This is a genomic window from Xanthomonas sp. fls2-241-TYG-148 (assembly GCF_030208815.1).
Taxonomy (GTDB): Bacteria; Pseudomonadota; Gammaproteobacteria; order Xanthomonadales; family Xanthomonadaceae; genus Xanthomonas; species Xanthomonas campestris.
In genome coordinates this window covers 24,000-43,225 of sequence record NZ_JARVTE010000013.1, presented here as the reverse complement: position 1 = coordinate 43,225, position 19,226 = coordinate 24,000, and the positions used below count along the sequence as shown (strand labels likewise).

Below are 19,226 nucleotides of genomic sequence, written 5' to 3'. Positions count from 1 at the left end.
GGTAGGCAATGAATCCGCCGCCGGCAATGCGCGCGCGAACAGCCAGCCCTGCGCCGTCACCGTCATCTGGTGACTGGCTGGAAGCGACGGCGTGATGGGTATGGCGAGGCACGAACCGATGCTTGCGGAGCGCATGCAAGTGAATGAGACGCACGAGGTAGTTTTGCAGCGCGCAGCCTGTCTGCTGATTGGCGACCCAGCGACCCAGCGACCCAGCGACCCAACGACTCAACGACTCAACGACTCAACTAGCAGATCAGCGATCCGACGCTCAGCCAGTCCGCCGCAGCGCATTGCGATAGGCGATGAATCCCGCCGCCGGCAAGGCGCGCGAGAACAGCCAGCCCTGTGCCAGGTCCACGCCGTGGGCGCGCAGATAATCCAGTTGCTCCTGCCGCTCCACGCCTTCGGCAATGGTGCGCAACTGCAGGGTCTTGGCCATTTCGATGATGTGCGAGGTCACCGCGCTGGTGGCCGAGTGCGTACCGATGGTATCCACGAAGGATTTGTCGATCTTCAACGCGTCCAGCGGCAACCCCTGCAGGTATTGCAGGCTCGAATAGCCGGTGCCGAAGTCGTCGATGGACACGGTGTGGCCGGCGCCGCGCAGATGCATGATCGTGGTGCGCGCCGCATCGATATCCATGAGGCTGCGCTCGGTCGCTTCTACCCACAGTTGCCCGCTGTCCACGCCGGTGCCGGCCAATGCATCGGCCAGCACGCTCTGCACGCGGCCGCTCTTGATATCGCCGGCCGAGACATTGATGGCCACGTGCAGGGAGCGGTCGGCCGCCAGCATCGGGCCGAGGTCGCGGATGACTTCGGCCACCACCAGGTCGGTGATCGGCAGGATCAACCCACTGTGCTCGGCCAACGGGATGAAGTCATCCGGCGGCACCAGTGCGCCGCCGGGCTGCTGCCAGCGCACCAGGGCCTCGGCGCCCACGCAGTCGCCGCTGTCCAGCGCGATGATCGGTTGGTAATGCACCACGAACTCGCCACGCTGCACGGCGATCTCCAGCCGCGCCAGCGGGGACAGGCGCCGCCGCGACACCCACACCACCGCGCCCACCAGCAACAGCGCCACCAGGATGCCGACCGGCAGCAGCTGCAGGCGCAAGGCCGCCAGCGGCCCGCGCAGATAGGCGGCCGGCTCGGTGACCACGGCCACCCAATCGCCGCGCCGCGCCCGCCCGGACAGCACTTCCGAGGCCGGCGCGGCATGCGAGGTGGCCGCCAGCGCCTGCCCTTGCAGCAACTGTTCGGCGGCGGTGCCGGTGCTGCTGAGGATCTGCCCGGCCGGCGTGCCGATCGCCAACTGCAGGCCGGGTGGGACGTTGATGTCGGTGAGCGTGGAGGGGTTGATCAGGACGTTGTAGTCGCCCAGGTGCAGGGCCATCACCGGGTGCTGCGGGCTGGCCAGCGGGAGCAGGCGGGTGGTTACGGCGATCCCGCGCGCGACCGTGAAGTCCGCAGGCGTCTGTGGCACTGCCGCGTCCAGCGTGCCCCACGAGGTGCAGCGCAGCTGACCTTGCTGGAAATGGCCGAGTTCGACGATGTGGTGGCTGCTCAGCACCAGCGCGCGCATCTGCGCCAGGTGCGCGGGCGAACAGGAGGGCAGGGTCGATGCGGCCATGCTCAGCAGCGCGCCATGCGCCTCGTCGAAGGCGGTGTCGGTGCGGCGGATCGACAATTCGGCCAGCCGGCTCAACTCGGCCTGCTCGCGCGTGAGCGCCAACCGCCACGCCAGGTAATACGACACGCCGGTGGGGAGCGCTGCACACAGCAGGGCAAGCAGCACGGTGACGCTGATGATGCGGTGCCGCTTCACTTCAGATCCTGACATGGGTGGCCAGCATTGCCGGCTGGCCGATGGCAGGGTGGGCAGCCACGCGCGGCGCGCTCGAGAGTGGTTTGCGCTGTGGCGGATGTTCGGCCACGCAACACCGCCGCATGGGGGCGGAGATGGCGGGCGGCGGTGACAGATGAGGCTGCACGTCACGAATGTACGACACACACGTGCATTGCGGGCAGCGTTTCGGCGAAGCGGTCGCGTTTTTATGCTCGCGGCCGCTTGTGCCGGTGTTGAAAGGTCCGGCCCTGTTGGGTTCACGCACCCGCGTCGGGGCAGCGGGTAGGGTCAGGTCGTCGGCAGTGCTGCACTGATCCGACACCTCGGCGCCATGCTGGCGCCCTCGATGGAGAACGACCCATGACCCAACAGAAAGAACGCGTCGGCGGCACCGATGCAGTGCCGATCTTCAAGATGCAGGAGGCCACCCGCGACGGCGAGGTGACCAAGTACGTGGTGGGCGACACCGGCGTCGCCTTCGACAGCCTGGAGGGCGCGCAGGCCGCCGCCAAGGACCTGGGCACCCTCAACAACTAGCGGTGCCGCGCTACGGGAGCGGCTGCTCGGTCAGCCGCCCCGTATGCGGGGTGTGGATCAGCGGCGCCAGATCGAAGCCCTGCTCGCGTGCATGGGCCAGATAGGTCTGCGCGATGTTTTCGTCCAGCTGCGGCAAGCGCGCCAGCAGCCACAGGTATTTGCGATCCGGGCTGCCAACCAGCGCAGCGGTGTAGTCGCTATCGATGCGCATCACCCAGTAGTCGCCTTTGGTGAAGGGAATCCAGCGCAAGCCTTCCGGCAAAAAGGTGACTTCAAGGCGTGCGCCCGTTTCATCGATCGCGCGTGCCTGCCCAACCGCTTCCTCGAGCTCCCCCTTGGCGGTGAAGCAGCGGTTCTGCACGCGGATGCCGCCGTCGGCGTCCAGCGAATAATGCGCAGACACATCGGTGCAATCGGCATCCTCGAAACGGATCGGCAGGCGGGCGATCTCGTACCAGGTGCCGAGATAACGGCTCAGGTCCAACGATGCGACGGTGGACAGGTCGGGATGTCGGCTCATGGCGGCCTCTGTGCAGTGGGATCGCCGCAGTTGTACGCGCACTGCCATGAATCGGGTGTCGGCATGTGGTGCGGGGTGGCGTTACGCGCTGGTTGCGGGCTCCTGCGATTGACCGCAGCGGGCTGTTTTCGAGCAGGCGCCGCGCAGTGCGCGTGCCGAGCAGATCAGCGCAGCCAGGTGCAACGCAGGCGTGCGGCCACGCAGCGCACGGCACACGCAGTGTGTTGATCGAGCAGCGCAGAGCAGCCTGGCGACACACCCAGCGGCGTCACCGCAGTGGCCACGCGTCTTTCCTTCACCACGAACCCGCATGCGTCTGCCGCCGGTCGCGTTGCCAGAGCCATCCATCAAGACACGTCATGCGGCGCTGGAGGTATCGAGAGCGCGGTCGAGTTTGCGGTAGCCGATGGCTTCGGTGAGGTGACGGGTGGCGATGTCGGCGCTGTCGTCGAGATCGGCGATGGTGCGCGAGACGCGCAGGATGCGATGCATCGACCGTGCGGACAGCTGCAGGTGTTCGATGGCGCGTTCCAGCAGCAGCTGATCGTCATTGCCCAACCGGCAGTGGCGGTCGGTGGCGGCCTGGTCCATGCGGGCATTGGGCACCTGCGCACGTGCCTGCTGGCGTTCGCGTGCGGCGGCGACGCGTGCACGCACGCTGGCACTGTCCTCGCCGGTCGCACCGCTGCGCAGCGCCTGCGGCGGCAGGCGCGGCACGTCGACGTGCAGGTCGATGCGATCCAGCAGCGGCCCGGAGATGCGGCTGCGATACCGGCGGATCGCGTCACCACTGCAGCGGCATCGCCCGCTGGCATCGCCGGCCCAGCCGCACGGGCAGGGATTCATTGCGGCGACCAGCTGGAACCGCGCCGGGAAGTCCATGCTGCGCGCGGCCCGCGAGATGGTGACCACGCCGGACTCCAGCGGCTCGCGCAGCACTTCCAGGGTCTGCCGCTGCCACTCGGGCAGCTCGTCCAGGAACAGCACTCCGTTGTGCGCCAATGAGATCTCGCCCGGGCGCGGATGGGTGCCACCGCCCACCAGCGCCACCGCGCTGGCGGTGTGGTGCGGGGCGCGATACGGGCGTTGCCGCCAGCGGGCTAGGTCCAGGCCGCGTCCGCTGATGGAGGTGATGGCGGCGGTTTCCAGCGCCTCGGCCTCGCTGGCGTCCGGCAACAGACTGGGCAGGCGTGAGGCCAGCAAGGTCTTGCCGCAGCCAGGGCTGCCGACCAGCAGCAGGTGATGGCCGCCGGCCGCGGCGATCTCCAGGGCGCGGCGCGCATGCGGCTGCCCGCGCACGTCGGCCATGTCCGGTAGTGCGCGTGCGCCGAGCGCCACGATCGCCAGTTCGGCGGCCGGTGGTGGCTGGGTGCCGTTGAGTGCGGCGCACACTTCCAGCAAGGTGCGCGCGGTAAAGGCCTGCACGTGTCCGGCGATGGCCGCCTCGGCGCCGTTGGCCAGCGGCACGATCAGGCGCCGCCCGGCCTGCGCGGCGGCCAGGGCCGCAGGCAGCACCCCATCGATGCCGCGCAGCTCGCCGGTGAGGGCCAGTTCGCCGAGGAATTCGTAGTCGGCCAGGGCCTGGCGGTCGATCTGCCCGCTGGCCGCAAGGATGCCGAGCGCGATCGGCAGGTCGAAGCGCCCGCCGTCCTTGGGTAGATCCGCCGGCGCAAGGTTAATGGTGATGCGGCGTGCGGGGAATTCGAACTGTGCGCACAGCAAGGCGGCACGGACCCGTTCGCGTGACTCGCGCACCGCGGCCTCGGGCAGGCCCACGATCTGGGTGGAAGGCAGGCCGCCGGAGAGATGCACTTCCACCCGGACTTCAGGCGCATGCACTCCCACGCGGGCACGGCTGTGCACCAGCGCCAGACTCATGGGGGCGGCCTTGGGTCAGGGGGTTGGGGAGGTGGGCGGCGCGGTGCCGCTGCGCGCTTCCAGCGCTGCGACCGTCTGCTCAAGCGCGTCGAGTTTTTCGCGTGTGCGCAGCAGCACCGCACGCTGCACATCGAACTCTTCGCGGGTGACCAGGTCCAGCTTGCCCAGGCCGGCCTGCAGCGCACCCTTGAAGGTGCTCTGCAGTTCTTCGCGCGACTGGCGCAGGCCCGGCGGCACCAGGTCGCTGAGGCGGCGGGCAAGGTCGTCGAGTTGGTTGAAATCGATCATGGCAGTTCTCCGCAGGTCCGTAGGAAGCCTAGTGCAGGCCGGACAGACGGGACATCGGCAGGGCAGTCGGCAGGTGGTAAGGATAGTCCCATTCGGCTGTCGGCCGTGGCGGCCCCTGCCATTGGATGGGATGAGTGTTGCGGCGGTCCACGGTATGCTGCGCGCCCGTCATTCCTGGGACTTGCCCCCGATGAAAATGATCATGGCCATCGTCAAACCGTTCAAGCTGGACGACGTGCGCGAAGCACTCGCCGGCTGCGGCGTCGCGGGCATCACGGTGACCGAGGTCAAGGGATTCGGGCGCCAGAAGGGCCACACCGAGTTGTATCGCGGCGCCGAATACGTGGTCGACTTCCTGCCCAAGGTGAAGATCGAAGTGGCGGTGACCGACGACCAGGCCGAGCAGGTGGTGGAAGCCATCGTCAAGGCGGCCGGCACCGGCAAGATCGGCGATGGCAAGGTGTTCGTCTACGATCTGGGCAGCGTGGTGCGCATCCGCACCGGCGAACTGGACGGCGACGCGCTGTAAGGCACGTTCGTCCGTGGGGCGAATGCCACGCTCCCAGGTAGTGCTTGGTGCTGAGCAGTGGGTAGAGGCGCTGGTGGACCTCGCCACGACGTGATCGACGACGCTGCCATGCACGCATGCACGTGCATCTGGATCTGATCGTCGGCGGACGACCGCAGCAGCCCGACTTACTACGGGCACAGACTTATCGCAGTCCGCAGTCCGCAGTCCGCAGTCCGCAGTCCGCAGTCCGCAGCCAATCCTGTGGATCCCACCAGCCTGCGATCAACAACGCACCGCAAGGCCACCCCTGCCGGATCTCAGACAGCGCCGCCCTTCAGCCGCCGATACAGCCGCTTCCAGCCGTTACGCACGCCGCGCACCCAGCCCGGTTCGGCGGTGAGCGCTGCTTCGGCGTCGCTGGGCGCGATGCCGACCAGGCGCCGACGCATCTTCTGGAAGTTCGCCACATCGCTGCGCTGCAGCTGCCGCGACAGCGTGCTGCGGCGTAACCAGCGCGGGAACCGCCACGCCGAGGTGAAATCGATCAGCACCGGCACCCCGGCGCTAACCACCACATTGGTGCCATGCAGGTCGTTATGGGTGATGCCCACCGCATGCAGGCGGCGCAAGGCGTGCTGCAGCTGCTGAAAGACTTCCTGCCCCACCACCGCGCTGGCGCTGAGCGTGTCGCCGGGAATGAACTCCATGCCCAGCGCCAGGCCGCCCAAGGTGCCGAGCAAGGCCGGTGCATGCTTCCAGCCCTGCAGGCGCCGCAGCATGTTGGCCTCGTGGCGCACCATCAGCCGCGCGATCGGCGCGAGCAGGGTGCGCCGGTAGCGGCTGTAGTCCTTGACCACCGCCAGCTGCCCATCCAGATGGGTGCGGTAGACGGTGGGCTCGAGCAGGCGGGTGCCTTGCTTGAGCAGCACGGGGGTGGCGATGGTCAGGCTGGCGGTATCCAGCGCTTGGTAGTGCATGACGGCTCTCCGGACCCTGAGGGCGCGGGAGTGGTCACGCGTCTGCAGGTCCACGGTGATCATTAGATCGGGACCGGACAATTTTAGAACTTCCAAGTTCTGAAATTGGATTTGTTAAAAAAATGAAATGTTCTGGAAGTGGAACGCTTCGCCAGATCAGGCACTTGGGCGATCGCGCAGATGCAGGCGATTGCTGGAGGTAGATGCCGAGGCGGCGCAGCACAGTGGCTACGTTGAGACGAGGCACGACTGGCAGCCCGGAAGGACCCGGCATCGCGGCTCAACCGTCCATCGGAAACCGGTCACTTAACGTCTTGACCGCGCATGAGACTCCAGGCACTGTGCCGCTGCGGTCAGGGGGCTGCATCACCCGCGCGCGCGTGCACATGCCAAGGCGTGCGCCCTGCGTGCCATGCGGTGATGTGGGGAACGCCTCCAGCTACTGACGGCAACTGCGCCACTTCCGGACGCCGTTGGGCCATGCCTGCGCGCGCAAGGATGCGGAAGACGATGGAGTTCCACACATGGGGATGCGATGAAAAGGACCGCAACACTGCTGTTGGCCTGCACGGCGCTTGGCGTCACGGCACAGGCCTCGGCGCAATCGTTATCGCGCGGCTGGGACAGCTACCGCCAGCAGCAAAAGCAGCAGCAGGCCGGTACGCAGAGTGCGGAGGCGCCTGCCTCAAGTACGCAGCAAACACGCGGCACGTCGGCGCAGTCTGCCGATGCGAGCGGGACCGCCAGCGATGGAATGACTACCGCCACTGCGCCGTACCCGGTCGTGGACACGACACCAGCACCAGCGTATGCACCACCGCCACCACGCCAGGAAGAACAACGCCTGAAGAGTGGTGCGTTTATCGGTGTGCAGGGCGGCCAGGGCAAGGTGTACGAAAGCATCGACCAGGACATGCTTGGCCTCAACGCCGGTTATCGGTGGCGTGCAGGCCCGGTGACGTTGATCGGCATCGAAGCCGCAGTTGGAAAGCTGGCCCGTATCAGTGACCACGACGGCTACTACGTTCCCAGCGTGGAATTCGGCAGCCTGGGCGGCATGGCGCGCTTCAACTTCGGCGACAGCCCACTGTTTGCCGTCGCGCGGCTGGGATACTGGTCGGCTAATTCACAAGGCGACTCGAACGAGCGCGTTTCCGGCGGCTATGCCGGTGCGGGCGTTGGCGTCGACCTCGGCCGGCACGCGAGCTTGAGCGTGCTCTATACGAACTATGTGTACGCCAACGATTACTACTACTCCGATGAAGACATCACCATCAATCGCGCAGAAGTGCTGAACGTTGGTGCCGAAGTGCGCTTCTGATCAGACGCGCGTCGGAACTGCAGATGTGGCAACGGGGCGGATGACAACATCCGCCCCGTTCTCGTTTCACACGACGCCGGCAAGCGCGTACTCCACTGCCGGCGTTTCTCACGCTTACTCGCCCAGCGCCTTGGCCACAAACGGCGGTGCCACCAGCACGCCGGTGTGCAGGTGCGCGGTGTAGTACAGCGTGTCGAAGCCCTTGGCCTGCGCGTCGGCCTGGCGGAAGGCGAAATCCGCGTTGGCCTGTTTGCTGGCCATGGTCACGCTCCACCAGCCGGTGGGGTAGCACGGCTGCGGGAACGGCAGGGTCTTGAACGACTGGAAGCCGGCCTTGCCCATTTCCGTGCGCATTTCCTTGATCAGGTCCAGCAGCGCCAGCGGCGATTCGGATTGCTGCACCAGGATGCCGTCGTCCTTGAGTGCCTTGAAGCAGCTCTCGTAGAAGGACTTGTTGAACAGGCCTTCGGCCGGGCCCACCGGGTCGGTGGAATCCACGATCACGATATCCACGCTGCCGGCCGGGCAATTGGCCATGTAGGCCACGCCGTCGTCGAACAGCAGCTCGGCGCGCGCATCCTCATTGGAATCGCACAGTTCGGGGAAGTACTTCTCCGACATGCGGGTGACCTGCTCGTCGATGTCGCACTGGGTGGCGCTTTCCACGCCGGGGTGCTTGAGCACCTCGCGCAGCGTGCCGCAGTCGCCGCCACCGATGATCACCACGCGCTTGGGGGCGGCATGGGTGAACAGCGCCGGGTGGCTGATCATCTCGTGATAGAAGAAGTTGTCGCGGCTGGTGAGCATCACCGCGCCGTCGATGATCATCAGCTTGCCCCAATCGGTGGTCTGGTAGATCTCGATCTTCTGGAACGGGGACTGCACCTCGTCCAGCTTGCCGCTGATGCGGTAGCCGATGGCCGAGCCGGTGGGCTGGAAGTGTTCGATGTACCAGTTGTCGTTGGTGCTCATGCGGACGTCCTAATCGAAAAGAAACGGGCTGTTCCTGCTCCCGGCGGGAGAAGGTGGCGCACGGCGCCAGGTGAGGGTCGGGGCGCAGCCTGGTGCAGCCATGCGGCTGACGGCCAGGTCCGAGCCCTCGTCAGCCCCGTTTCCATCGGGAACAGGGCGTCAGATCGGCGCGGATTGTAACGGACCCTCGGCATGCCAGGCGTTACAATTCACGCCCTTTTGCCCCAGCCGAGACAACGAAATGAGCGATTGGTCCCTCGACCAAGCCCGCAAGACCTACTCGATCCCGCATTGGGCCGATGGGTATTTCGATGTGAACGACGCCGGCCATGTGGTGGTCAGACCGACCGCCGACGGCCCTGCGGTGTCGCTGCCCGAAGTGGTGGATGCCGCGCGTGCGGCCGGCGCCAAGCTGCCGCTGCTGGTGCGCTTCCCGGACATCCTGGGCCAGCGCCTGGGCAAGCTGCAGGCAGCCTTTGCCCAGGCGCAGGCCGATTGGGACTACGCCGGTGGTTACACCGCGGTGTACCCGATCAAGGTCAACCAGCACCGCGGCGTGGCCGGCACGCTGGCCAGCCACCACGGCGAGGGCTTCGGCCTGGAAGCGGGCAGCAAGCCCGAGCTGATGGCGGTGCTGGCACTGTCGCGTCCGGGTGGGCTGATCGTGTGCAACGGCTACAAGGACCGCGAGTACATCCGCCTGGCGCTGATCGGGCGCAAGCTGGGCCTGCAGACCTTCATCGTCATTGAAAAGCCCTCCGAGCTGAACCTGGTGCTGGAAGAAGCGCGCGCGCTGGACGTCAAGCCGGGCCTGGGCGTGCGCATGCGGCTGGCGTCGCTGGGCGCGGGCAAGTGGCAGAACAGCGGTGGCGACAAGGCCAAGTTTGGGCTGTCGCCGCGCCAGGTGCTGGACCTGTGGAAGTCGCTGCGCGATACCGAATACGCAGACAGCCTGAACCTGCTGCATTTCCATATGGGCTCGCAGATTTCCAACGTGCGCGACATCGCCAATGGCATGCGCGAGGCCACCCGTTACTTCGTGGAGCTCTCGCGCCTGGGCGCGAAGATCAGCCATGTGGATGTCGGCGGCGGCTTGGGCATCGACTACGAAGGCACGCGTTCGCGCAGCTATTGCTCGATCAATTACGGCCTGCATTCGTACGCCAGCAACATCGTGCAGCCGCTGGCCAGTGCCTGCGAAGAGCACGGCCTGCCGCCGCCGCGCATCGTCACCGAATGCGGCCGCGCGATGACCGCGCACCACGCAGTGTTGATCGCCAATGTCTCGGAAGTGGAGCAGGCGCCGGAAGGCCGGGTGCCGGATGCGCACGACGACGAGCCGGCGGCGATCCGTCACCTGCGCGAGATCCACGACGAGCTCGATGTGCGTCCGGCGGTGGAACTGTTCCAGGAAGCGCAGCACTTCCATGCCGAAGGGCTGAGCGCCTACGCGCTGGGCCAGATCGATTTAACCCACCGTGCGCGCATCGACGACCTGTTCTACGCCATCGCCCACGGCGTGCGTGCGCGCCTGAGCTTCGACGAAAAGAGCCACCGCCCGGTGCTGGACGAGCTCAACGAGCGGCTGGTGGACAAGTACTTCGTCAACTTCAGCGTGTTCGAATCCATTCCGGATGTGTGGGCGATTGATCAGGTCTTCCCGATCGTGCCGATCGAGCGCCTGAACGAGGCGCCGCAGCGGCGCGGCATCATCGCCGACATGACCTGCGATTCCGACGGCATGGTCAAGACCTACGTCGAGAACGAAAGCCTGGACAGCTCGCTGCCATTGCATGGCTTGAACCCCGGCGAGAGCTATCGCATTGGCTTCTTCCTGGTGGGTGCCTACCAGGAAATCCTGGGCGACATCCATAACTTGTTCGGCGATACCGATGCGGTGGAAGTGGCCGTGGACGGCACCGGCTACCGCATCGCGCAGCAGCGTCGCGGCGACACCACCGATGTGATGCTCGACTATGTGGGCTATCAGCTGGACACCCTGCGGGCCACCTATGCCGAACGTATCGCCGCGGCACAGCTGCAACCCGAGCGCGCGCAGGAATTGCATGACGCCCTGGAAGCCGGCCTGACCGGGTACACCTATCTGTCCGACGAACCGTTGGGCTGATGGGCAGCTGCGCTGCGGCCGGTGCCGCAGCGCAGTGGGGGTGGTATGCGCATGCCTGCCAAGGCGCGGGGTGCACTTGTTAGCCTTCTCTAAGCCGGGTGATGCATGCGCACGCCCGCGCCATGCGCATCGACCGATTAGAGTGACCAACGCCGCACTTTCTTGTGCGTAAGGCCTGCCATTGGCCGCATGCGTGTGCCGAGAAGGCGTAGGCAATCGCTGCGCGTTGTTCCCGAAGGTTGCTGCCCGCCAATGACAGTTCGGCGACTGTCAGATGATCGTGCGAGGACACGCCATGCTTGCTAAAAACGTTCGCCGCTCTCTGGAGCCCGTCCGATTTCGGTAAGTGATTCGGTCTGCGGCGCAGTTATACCAATAGCGTTACGCAAAGTGGTCTTACTCGAGCCTCCATCCGATGCGTTGCGATGGATGAAGATTCCGAGTGTGCTTGGACGCTTAAATGCACGAATGCGGCCTTTATCAAGCGCTTCTGCGGCAGCAGCCATCGCGATATGCGCGCGCGCTACATATGCATCAAGAACACTAGTTCAAATCACGCTTCGGTAAAAATATTTGCGCACGACGCGAAAATCGTGATTTTTGCACGGTTCATTGTGCGCGCAGATTGTTAGTGTTTATTAACTTGCAGCGACGCAAGGGGCTTTATCAGTCAGCTGTCATGCGAGCGACTGTGCGTCGCGTCAGTGTGCGTCTCTATTGTGCGTTTCCATCGCGTATTGCCGGCAGATGCTGGTGATCGGTGGTGTTGCTTACCCCACGATTCTTAAAAGGCGGCTCGGTCTTGCCCGCGTCCTGATACCGCAAGGCGGTAAGGATGCGCTGGATCACTGCGCGCCAACAACAAGGAATGCACGTCAATGCACGCTGACTCGTCCCCGGTGTATCCCCTGACCAGAGCGCAGCGCGGGCTGTGGGTGGCCAGTAAGTTGCATACCGACAACACCTTGATGTTGTCCGAAGCGTTGGAGTTGTTCGGCCCGCTCGACCCTGAAGTGTTGCTCCGGGCCAGCCTGCAGCTCACGCGCGAGTTCGACACGCTGCGGCTATGCATCGTCGAAGACGATGGCGTGCCCAGACAGGTGGTGATGCCCGAGTACACCGCGCCGATTCACTATTTCAACTTCAGCGACGATCCTGCGCCGCGGAATGCGGCCGAGCATTGGGTGGAAGAGGAGATCCGCAAGCCGGAGGATCTGCAGAACGGGCCGTTGTGGCGATGTGCAGTCTTCCGTCTGGGTGAAGACCATCACATGTGGGTGCAATGCGTGAGCCATCTGGTGATGGACGGCTATTGCGCTTCGATCATGATGCAGCGCATGGCGGTGTTGTATACCGCCTACGCCACCGGGTGCGAGCCGGCACCCGCCGAGTACGGCAGCGCGCTGTCGTTGATCGAGCTGGAGCAGCAGTACCGCGACTCTGATCGCTTTCAGCGTGATCGCAATTACTGGATGGAGCAGCTGGCCGACCTGCCACCGCCGGCGACCCTGGCGCGCCCGGGCAACCACCTGTCCACCGGGTTGTTGCGTGGCACCGGGGAATTCTCCCCGCAGCAGGTGGTGCAGTTGCGTGCGCTGGGCAAGCACTACGGTGCCAGCCTGCCGCAGATGCTGATTGCGCTGATTGCCACGTATTACTACCGCTGCACCGGCGCAGAAGACCTGGTGCTGGCCATGCCGGTGACTGGCCGGATCAATGCACGCTACCGGCAGGCCGCCGGGTTGGTGGCCAATGTCATTTCGCTGCGTCTGAAGATGGATCCGCAGCAGCCGGTGCATGCACTGTTCGCGCAGGTGGCCTCCGTGGTCAGGAGTGCACTGCGGCACCAGCAATATCGCTTCGAGGATGTGCGCCGCGATTTGGGCCTGTTCGGCATCGAGCAGAAGTTCGCACGCCTGGCCGTGAATATCGAAGCCTTCGACTATGCACTGCGCTTTGGCGAGGCCTACGCGGTGCCGCATAACCTGTGCAATGGCCCGGCCGATGATCTGACCATCTTCTGCTACGAGCGTGGCGACGGTGCAGCGTTACGCTTTGATCTGGATGCCAACCCGGCGTTGTATGACAGCGACGAGCTGGCCGAACATTGCCGCCGCCTGACCCATCTGGCCGATGCCGTGCTCGCCGATCCGGAGTGCGCGCTTGGTCAGGTCGATGTGCTGGGCGATGCCGAGCGCCAGCGTCTGCTGCACACCTGGAACGCCACTGCCGCGCCATTGCCGCAGCCGAGCACCTTGCTGCACGGCATGCTGCAGCGTGCCGAGCTGATGCCCGCTGCGGTGGTGGTGCAGTACGACAACCGCACGCTGGATTACGCCACGCTGTGCGAGCTGGCCGCGCGCATCGCCGCGCAATGGGTGGACGATGGTGTGCGCCCGGGCGATGTGGTCGCCATCGCGTTGCCACGCAGCGAGCAGTTGCTGGTGGCATTGCTGGCGGTGATGTGGAGCGGGGCGGCGTATCTGCCGCTGGACCCGGAAAGCCCGGCCGCGCGTAACCGGCAGATGCTCAACGATTCCGGTGCCATCGCGCTGGTCTGCGAGCCTGCGTTGTGCGAGCGCTATCTGCTCGGCGGCATGGTCTGGCTTGACCCGCGCCCGGCCGTCTTGCCCGCCGCGATCGCCCCGCTGGCGCAGCCGGATGGCACCGCCTACGTGCTGTACACCTCCGGCTCGACCGGTGTGCCCAAGGGTGTAGAAGTCAGCCATCGCAACCTGGCCAATTTCCTGCATGCGATGGAGCAGGAACTGGCATTGCGCCCGCGCGATCGCGTGCTGGCGGTCACCACCATCACCTTCGATATCGCCGGGCTGGAACTGTATTTGCCGCTGCTGACCGGCGCGCGCGTGGTCATTGCACCTGCGGGGATTACGCACGATCCACGCAGCCTCTCGCGCCTGATCGCCAACGAACAGATCAGCGTGGTGCAGGCCACGCCGTCGTTGTGGCGCATCCTGCTGGCCAACCAGGAGCTGGCGCTGGACCGCGTGCATGCGCTGGTCGGCGGCGAGGCCCTGGTGCCCGAACTGGCCGCGCAACTGCTGAGCCGCGTGGGCCGTTTGACCCAGCTGTACGGGCCCACCGAAACCACCATCTGGTCGACCATCATGCCGCTGCAGCTGAGCGACGCGGCGGCGCCGCCCATCGGCCGGCCGTTGCTCAATACACGCGTGTACGTGCTCGATGCGCAGCGGCAGCCGTTGCCGACCGGCGCGGTCGGCGAGCTGTACATCGGGGGCGCGGGCGTGGCCAAGGGCTATCGCGGCAAGCGGCAGCTCACCAGCGAGCGGTTTGTGCACGACCCGTTTGCCGATGACGGCAGCACCATGTACCGCACCGGCGATCGCGTGCGTCAGCGCCGCGACGGCCTGCTGGAATTCATCGGCCGTGCGGACGGGCAATTGAAGATCCGTGGTCACCGCGTGGAGCCGGCGGAAATCGAAAACGCACTGCTGCTGCATACGCAGGTGGCGCAGGCGGTGGTGGTGGGGCATCACGATGGTGCCAACGCGTTGCAGCTGCTCGCCTACGTGGTTGGCAAGCACGGCACCGCGCCTTCCACCGAACTGCTGCGCGCGCATCTGCAGCAGCGCCTGCCGGCATCGATGATTCCCACGCTGTGGATGCCGTTGCAGGCGCTGCCACTCACGGCCAATGGCAAACTCGATCGCCGCGCGTTACCGGCGCCTGGCGCTGTGCCGCAGCGTGCGCATCTGGCCCCGCGCGATGCACTCGAACAGCAGCTGGCAGCGATGCTGCAGGACGTGCTGGGCATTGCCGTGGTGGGCGTGGACGACAACTTCTTCGAGCTTGGCGGCGACTCGCTGCGCGCTGCGGAAATGGCGGCACGCTTTCCGCAGCTGTTTGGGGTGGAACTGCCGCTGGGGACGCTGTTCCATGCGCCGACCATTGCCGGGCTGGCCGAGGTGGTCCGCCGCAGCACGCACACGCCGAACGATCCACTGGGCGTGCTGCTGCCGCTGCGTGCCGGCACCGCAGGCGTTACGCCGTTGTTCTGCATCCACCCGGTGGTGGGGCTTGGCTGGTCGTATCTCACCTTGCTGGGGCAGCTCGATCCGCAGTGGCCGGTGTATGCGCTGCAGTCGCCTGGCCTGAGCGACCCGCTGCACCGCCCGGACAGCATCGAGGCGATTGCGCGCGATTATCTGGCGCGGCTACGCGCAGTGCAGCCGCACGGGCCCTATCGCCTGATGGGCTGGTCGCTGGGTGGGCTGATCGCCCACGCCATCACCGCCGAACTGCATGCGCTTGGCGAGGAAGTCGAGGTGCTGGCCATGCTCGACAGTTACCCGCATCGCCAGCAGGCCGCCGCGCTGCCGGAATCCGAAGGCGTGCGTGCCTCGGTGCATGCGCTCAATCTGAATCTGGCGCCCGGACAACCCATGCCGACCACGGTGGCCGAACTCGCCAGCCTGTTGTGCGATCACTACGGGCTGATGTCGGTGCCGGCGGTGCGCCAGCTGCTCGATCAACGCCCCACGCTGCTGGATGATCTGGGCGCGGTGACCCAGCATCACCTGCACCTGGCACGGCGCTACCAGCCGCGTGCATTGGCGCAGGATGTGCTGTTCGTCGAAGCCAGCGTGCGCATGACCTCCGGTGGTGACGATGCGCTCTGGGTGGACTACCGGCCGCAGGCATGGCGCCCGTATGTGCGCACCCTGCAGCTGCACACCCTGGATAGCGATCACCACTCGATGCTGTCGCCTGCGCACTCGGCCACGCTCAGCACGCTGCTGCATGCGGCGACCGCGAAAACCGCGCGCACCGACGGCTGCATCACCACCGCCAGCGACGGGGTGGCCGAATATGCCTGAGTCCTCCACAGCGTCATCCCAGCGCCCGGTGGTGATCGCCACGCTGGGCACGCATGGCGATGTTCGCCCGATCATCGCGCTGGGCCGTGGCCTGCAGCAGCGTGGTTATCGGGTACGGGTGCTGACCAGCGCCAACTTTGCCGCGTTGATTCTTGCCAACGGGCTGGAGTTCTACCCGCTGAGCGGCGATCACCAGAAGCTGTTGCAGGGGCATCCGGACATCGCCGAGATGCGTGGCGGCTGGCGTGGCATCTGGGGCAAATTGCGTGCGCAGCTGATGGAGTGGGCGCGCGATTGGGCCGACCAAGGCCGCGCCGCCTGCGCCGATGCCGGCCTGATTCTTGGCGTGGGCAGCGCCAGTTTCCTGGCCCATAGCCTGGGCCAGCGGTATGGCCTGCCGGTGGTGTTCGCGCAGTTGCAGCCGCTGACCGCCTCGCGCCATCTGCCGTTGATGGTAATGCCCACCGTGCGCCTGCCCGGGCTGGTGAGCGTGGCGCTGCATCATGTGGTGCGCTTTGCCGGCTGGCAGTTGATGCGCCCGGCGCTCAACGAGGTGGTGCGCCCGGCATTGGGGTTGCCGGCGTACCCGTGGAGCGGGCCCGATCGCAGTGCATTGCGGGTGCTATACGGCTACAGCGCGCACCTGTGTCCGCGTCCGCCTGACTGGCCGGAGAGCGCGCAGGTTTGCGGCTTCTGGCAGTTGCCGCAGCCGCAGTGGCAACCGCCGGCGGCGCTGCAGGCGTTTCTGCAAGCCGGGCCGCCACCGCTGTACATCGGCTTCGGCAGCATGACCAGCAACGATGCCGCGCAACTCACCGCCACCGTCAAGGCGGCGGTGCGCCTGACCGGCCAGCGTGCGCTGCTGGCCAGCGGCTGGGGCGGGTTGGCGGCCGGGGAAGACGCCGATGACGATGCCACGCGCTTCTTCCATCTGGAGCAGGCGCCACACGACTGGTTGTTCCCACGCGTGGCGGTGGCCGTGCATCACGGCGGCGCCGGCACCACCGGTGCGGCGCTGACCGCGGGGATCCCGTCGGTGGTGCTGCCGTTCGGCTACGACCAACCGTTCTGGGCGCATTGCCTGGCCCAGCGCGGTGTGGCGCCGCCGGCGTTGTCACGTAACGGTTTGCTGCCGCAGACCCTGGCCGATGCCATCGCCCAGGCCAGCACGCCGGCCATGCGTGCGGCCGCAGCTGCGCTGGGTCAACGCATTCGCGACGAAGACGGCATCCGCCGTGCCGTGGACCAGCTGGAGGCCTGGGCGTTACTGGAGGCCGGCGCGCCCGTCAGCGTGGATGCGCGGAGTACGCAGCCGGCGATGGCCTGAGGCGCGATGGCGTTTGGCATGTGGCGGCGCTGAGGTGAGCAGCGCGGCGATGCATTGCCGCAGCAGGCACGTTTGTCTGGCCGCTGAAGCGCCGGTGCTGTGCGCAAGGCTATAGCGCACGCATCAACTGGCCGCCGTGTGACGCGGCCTATTCTTTGGGTGCGGGAAGAGTGCCTGCGCTGCGTGCTGGATCCATGCGCAGGCAAGGCCATCTAACGTGAGAGCACTGCGAGCCACCAGGGTTCATCGGGCCACTGGCTGCGTCTTCATGATTGGCCGCGTGATGCGGCGGCGGAGTACGTTTCTGTATCCGCCGTCTGCTCCATGCATGCGCTCGCGACCAGTGTCCAAGCAAACGTGCGCCGCTGACATCGGCACTGCGTTGCTTTGCATCATTCGCCCGTCATGCTGGGCCGCCAGTTGGCGCGCGATCGCCAGAGTCGGATGCACGCTGGCAGCGTGGTGTGCGCATTGGGGTGTCTTTCATGCGTGCACAGGCTTCCTCTGATCCAGACATGCGTGCGCTTGCGGCGCATTGCCACATGCGCGTGCGCTGCTGACATCGGTAGTGCATTGCTCTGCGTGCCCGGGCGTCTGCGCCAATGCACGCGCACCCATCCGTAATGCCGCGATGGTTAGGGCACAATCGGGGTTCTCCCGACCGCCCCGACCGCATGCGCTATCCGGCTCTCGATCTGTTGCGTGGTATCGCCATCGTGTGGGTGATGCTGTTCCACGCGTTCGTGGTCGGTGGTCTGGGGCCGGAATGGGCATGGCTGTCGCGCTACGGCTGGATGGGCGTGGATCTGTTCTTCGTGCTGAGCGGGTTTCTGATCGGCACGCAGGTGCTGATGCCGCTGGCCAGTGGGCAGCGTCTGGATTTCACCGACTTCTACTTGCGCCGCGCTTTCCGCATCTTGCCGGCCTTCCTGGTGGTGCTGGCGGTGTACCTGGCCTGGCCGGGATTCCGCGAGTCGCCGGGCCTGGCGCCGTGGTGGATGTTTGTGACCTTTACGCTGAATCTGCTGGTCGATTACGGCCGTGACGCCGCGTTTTCGCATGCGTGGTCGTTGTGCGTGGAAGAACATTTCTATCTGGTATTTCCGCTGCTGGCCACGGTAATGCTGCGGCGTCCGTCGGCGTTGCGCTTTGGTGTGCTGTGCGTCGTGGTGGTCGCGGCAGGCATCGCGCTGCGTGCGGGGGTGTGGCTGCATGACAGCGCGCTGGACGCGGCCGGCGCCGGGCTGCAACGCAACTGGTTTATCGAAGACATCTATTACCCCACGTGGAATCGTCTGGACGGCCTGCTGGCTGGCGTGGTGCTGGCGGTGGTGAAGGTGTTCCGCCCGCACACCTGGCAGCGCCTGCAGCAGCGCGGCAACGCCTTCGCGCTGGCCGGCGTGGCGGTCATGGCGCTGGCCCTGTGGCTGTTCCGCGACCGAACCGGCCTGCTCGGCAATGCAGTGGGCTGGCCGGTGTTGTCGCTGGGCCTGGCATGCCTGGTGCTGGCCGGTACCGCCACCAACAGCGCGCTCGGCAGGCTGCATGTACCGGGCGCGGCCTGGCTGGCAGGCATTTCGTACAGCCTGTACCTGACCCACAAGGCGGTGTTCCACGTTACCCAGACCTGGCTGGGAGCGGCGCTGGACGGGCGCGGCATCCTCGCGTTCGCCGTCTACGGCGTCTGCGCACTGCTGGCCGGGGCGTTGTTGCACTACGCAGTGGAGCGGCCGTTCCTGCGCCTGCGCGGCAGGGTGCTTCGCCGGCGCAGTTTGGCCGTGGTGGCCGAGCCGGCGTAGCGCGCTCGGCGTTGGCGCTCCTGCGCTGGGTATGCGCTACACCGTTGTTGGCCGAACAGGCGCGCGGCCATGCGCTGTGTCTGTCCACATCGCGCCAACAAGCAGCGGCTACCGATCGACCAACCCACCGATCTCTCGACGTATCGACGCCAATGAAGAAAGCCGCGCAATGCGCGGCCTTCTGGCTTCAGCAGTCGCGTTCATGGACGAGAGCAGGTGCAGCCACACAGGCATGGTTCAACACTCCCGCAAACGCG

General features: G+C 66.1%; 13 protein-coding genes. 7 read left to right on the top strand and 6 right to left on the bottom strand.

Annotation, left to right across the window (positions count from 1 at the left end; all coding sequences use genetic code 11):
• Nucleotides 1-271: 271 nt before the first annotated feature.
• Nucleotides 272-1,831 (bottom strand): EAL domain-containing protein, encoded by a 1,560-nt coding sequence (locus QRM60_RS14100; RefSeq protein ID WP_012439470.1) that lies wholly within the window; start codon nucleotides 1,829-1,831, stop codon nucleotides 272-274.
• A gap of 381 nt (nucleotides 1,832-2,212) precedes the next feature.
• Between QRM60_RS14100 and QRM60_RS14095 the strand changes: the two genes are divergently transcribed.
• On the top strand, nucleotides 2,213-2,389 hold the full coding sequence (locus QRM60_RS14095; protein ID WP_012439469.1) for a hypothetical protein: 177 nt from the start codon (nucleotides 2,213-2,215) through the stop codon (nucleotides 2,387-2,389).
• A gap of 10 nt (nucleotides 2,390-2,399) precedes the next feature.
• On the opposite strand, the gene QRM60_RS14090 is transcribed toward QRM60_RS14095, so the two are convergent.
• The 3 genes from QRM60_RS14090 to QRM60_RS14080 form a co-directional block, all read right to left on the bottom strand.
• Nucleotides 2,400-2,909 (bottom strand): lipocalin family protein, encoded by a 510-nt coding sequence (locus tag QRM60_RS14090; RefSeq protein ID WP_019238055.1) that lies wholly within the window; start codon nucleotides 2,907-2,909, stop codon nucleotides 2,400-2,402.
• Nucleotides 2,910-3,266: 357 nt separating this feature from the next.
• A complete protein-coding gene (locus QRM60_RS14085; protein WP_115557369.1) occupies nucleotides 3,267-4,787 on the bottom strand; it encodes a YifB family Mg chelatase-like AAA ATPase in 1,521 nt (506 codons plus the stop codon).
• A gap of 15 nt (nucleotides 4,788-4,802) precedes the next feature.
• Nucleotides 4,803-5,075, bottom strand: a complete 273-nt coding sequence (locus tag QRM60_RS14080; RefSeq protein WP_040941985.1) for an accessory factor UbiK family protein — start codon at nucleotides 5,073-5,075, stop codon at nucleotides 4,803-4,805.
• A gap of 154 nt (nucleotides 5,076-5,229) precedes the next feature.
• On the opposite strand from QRM60_RS14080, the gene QRM60_RS14075 reads away from it, so the two are divergent.
• Nucleotides 5,230-5,604 carry a P-II family nitrogen regulator gene (locus QRM60_RS14075; protein ID WP_200900803.1) on the top strand — a complete coding sequence of 125 codons (375 nt, stop codon included), beginning with the start codon at nucleotides 5,230-5,232 and terminating at the stop codon, nucleotides 5,602-5,604.
• Nucleotides 5,605-5,903: 299 nt separating this feature from the next.
• Here QRM60_RS14075 and QRM60_RS14070 read toward each other — a convergent pair whose 3' ends face one another.
• Entirely contained in the window at nucleotides 5,904-6,563 is a 660-nt protein-coding gene (locus QRM60_RS14070; RefSeq protein ID WP_161960961.1) for an RIO1 family regulatory kinase/ATPase, read from the bottom strand.
• Between the two features lie 535 nt (nucleotides 6,564-7,098).
• On the opposite strand from QRM60_RS14070, the gene QRM60_RS14065 reads away from it, so the two are divergent.
• On the top strand, nucleotides 7,099-7,884 hold the full coding sequence (locus QRM60_RS14065; RefSeq protein WP_285446421.1) for a hypothetical protein: 786 nt from the start codon (nucleotides 7,099-7,101) through the stop codon (nucleotides 7,882-7,884).
• A gap of 114 nt (nucleotides 7,885-7,998) precedes the next feature.
• Here QRM60_RS14065 and speE read toward each other — a convergent pair whose 3' ends face one another.
• Nucleotides 7,999-8,856, bottom strand: coding sequence for a polyamine aminopropyltransferase (gene speE / locus QRM60_RS14060; protein WP_050912490.1), 858 nt, complete (start codon nucleotides 8,854-8,856; stop codon nucleotides 7,999-8,001).
• Between the two features lie 241 nt (nucleotides 8,857-9,097).
• On the opposite strand from speE, the gene speA reads away from it, so the two are divergent.
• The 4 genes from speA (at nucleotide 9,098) to QRM60_RS14040 (ending at nucleotide 18,969) form a co-directional block, all read left to right on the top strand.
• Nucleotides 9,098-10,984: an arginine decarboxylase gene (gene speA, locus QRM60_RS14055; protein ID WP_285446420.1), complete on the top strand. Its 1,887-nt coding sequence runs from the start codon at nucleotides 9,098-9,100 to the stop codon at nucleotides 10,982-10,984.
• Between the two features lie 878 nt (nucleotides 10,985-11,862).
• On the top strand, nucleotides 11,863-15,843 hold the full coding sequence (locus QRM60_RS14050) for an amino acid adenylation domain-containing protein (protein ID WP_285446419.1): 3,981 nt from the start codon (nucleotides 11,863-11,865) through the stop codon (nucleotides 15,841-15,843).
• Complete coding sequence (locus QRM60_RS14045; RefSeq protein ID WP_285446418.1) at nucleotides 15,836-17,170, top strand: glycosyltransferase; 1,335 nt, start codon at nucleotides 15,836-15,838, stop codon at nucleotides 17,168-17,170. Before QRM60_RS14050 ends, QRM60_RS14045 begins: the two co-directional genes overlap by 8 nt.
• A 674-nt stretch (nucleotides 17,171-17,844) precedes the next feature.
• Nucleotides 17,845-18,969, top strand: a complete 1,125-nt coding sequence (locus tag QRM60_RS14040; RefSeq protein WP_285446417.1) for an acyltransferase — start codon at nucleotides 17,845-17,847, stop codon at nucleotides 18,967-18,969.
• The last annotated feature ends 257 nt before the right edge of the window (nucleotides 18,970-19,226 follow it).

Coding starts and splice junctions, on each gene's coding strand:
- QRM60_RS14095 (WP_012439469.1), top strand. CDS start 2,213: ATGACCCAACAGAAAGAACGCGTCGGCGGCACCGATGCAGTGCCGATC.
- QRM60_RS14090 (WP_019238055.1), bottom strand. CDS start 2,909: ATGAGCCGACATCCCGACCTGTCCACCGTCGCATCGTTGGACCTGAGC.
- QRM60_RS14085 (WP_115557369.1), bottom strand. CDS start 4,787: ATGAGTCTGGCGCTGGTGCACAGCCGTGCCCGCGTGGGAGTGCATGCG.
- QRM60_RS14080 (WP_040941985.1), bottom strand. CDS start 5,075: ATGATCGATTTCAACCAACTCGACGACCTTGCCCGCCGCCTCAGCGAC.
- QRM60_RS14075 (WP_200900803.1), top strand. CDS start 5,230: ATGCTGCGCGCCCGTCATTCCTGGGACTTGCCCCCGATGAAAATGATC.
- QRM60_RS14070 (WP_161960961.1), bottom strand. CDS start 6,563: ATGCACTACCAAGCGCTGGATACCGCCAGCCTGACCATCGCCACCCCC.
- QRM60_RS14065 (WP_285446421.1), top strand. CDS start 7,099: ATGAAAAGGACCGCAACACTGCTGTTGGCCTGCACGGCGCTTGGCGTC.
- speE (WP_050912490.1), bottom strand. CDS start 8,856: ATGAGCACCAACGACAACTGGTACATCGAACACTTCCAGCCCACCGGC.
- speA (WP_285446420.1), top strand. CDS start 9,098: ATGAGCGATTGGTCCCTCGACCAAGCCCGCAAGACCTACTCGATCCCG.
- QRM60_RS14050 (WP_285446419.1), top strand. CDS start 11,863: ATGCACGCTGACTCGTCCCCGGTGTATCCCCTGACCAGAGCGCAGCGC.
- QRM60_RS14045 (WP_285446418.1), top strand. CDS start 15,836: ATGCCTGAGTCCTCCACAGCGTCATCCCAGCGCCCGGTGGTGATCGCC.
- QRM60_RS14040 (WP_285446417.1), top strand. CDS start 17,845: ATGCGCTATCCGGCTCTCGATCTGTTGCGTGGTATCGCCATCGTGTGG.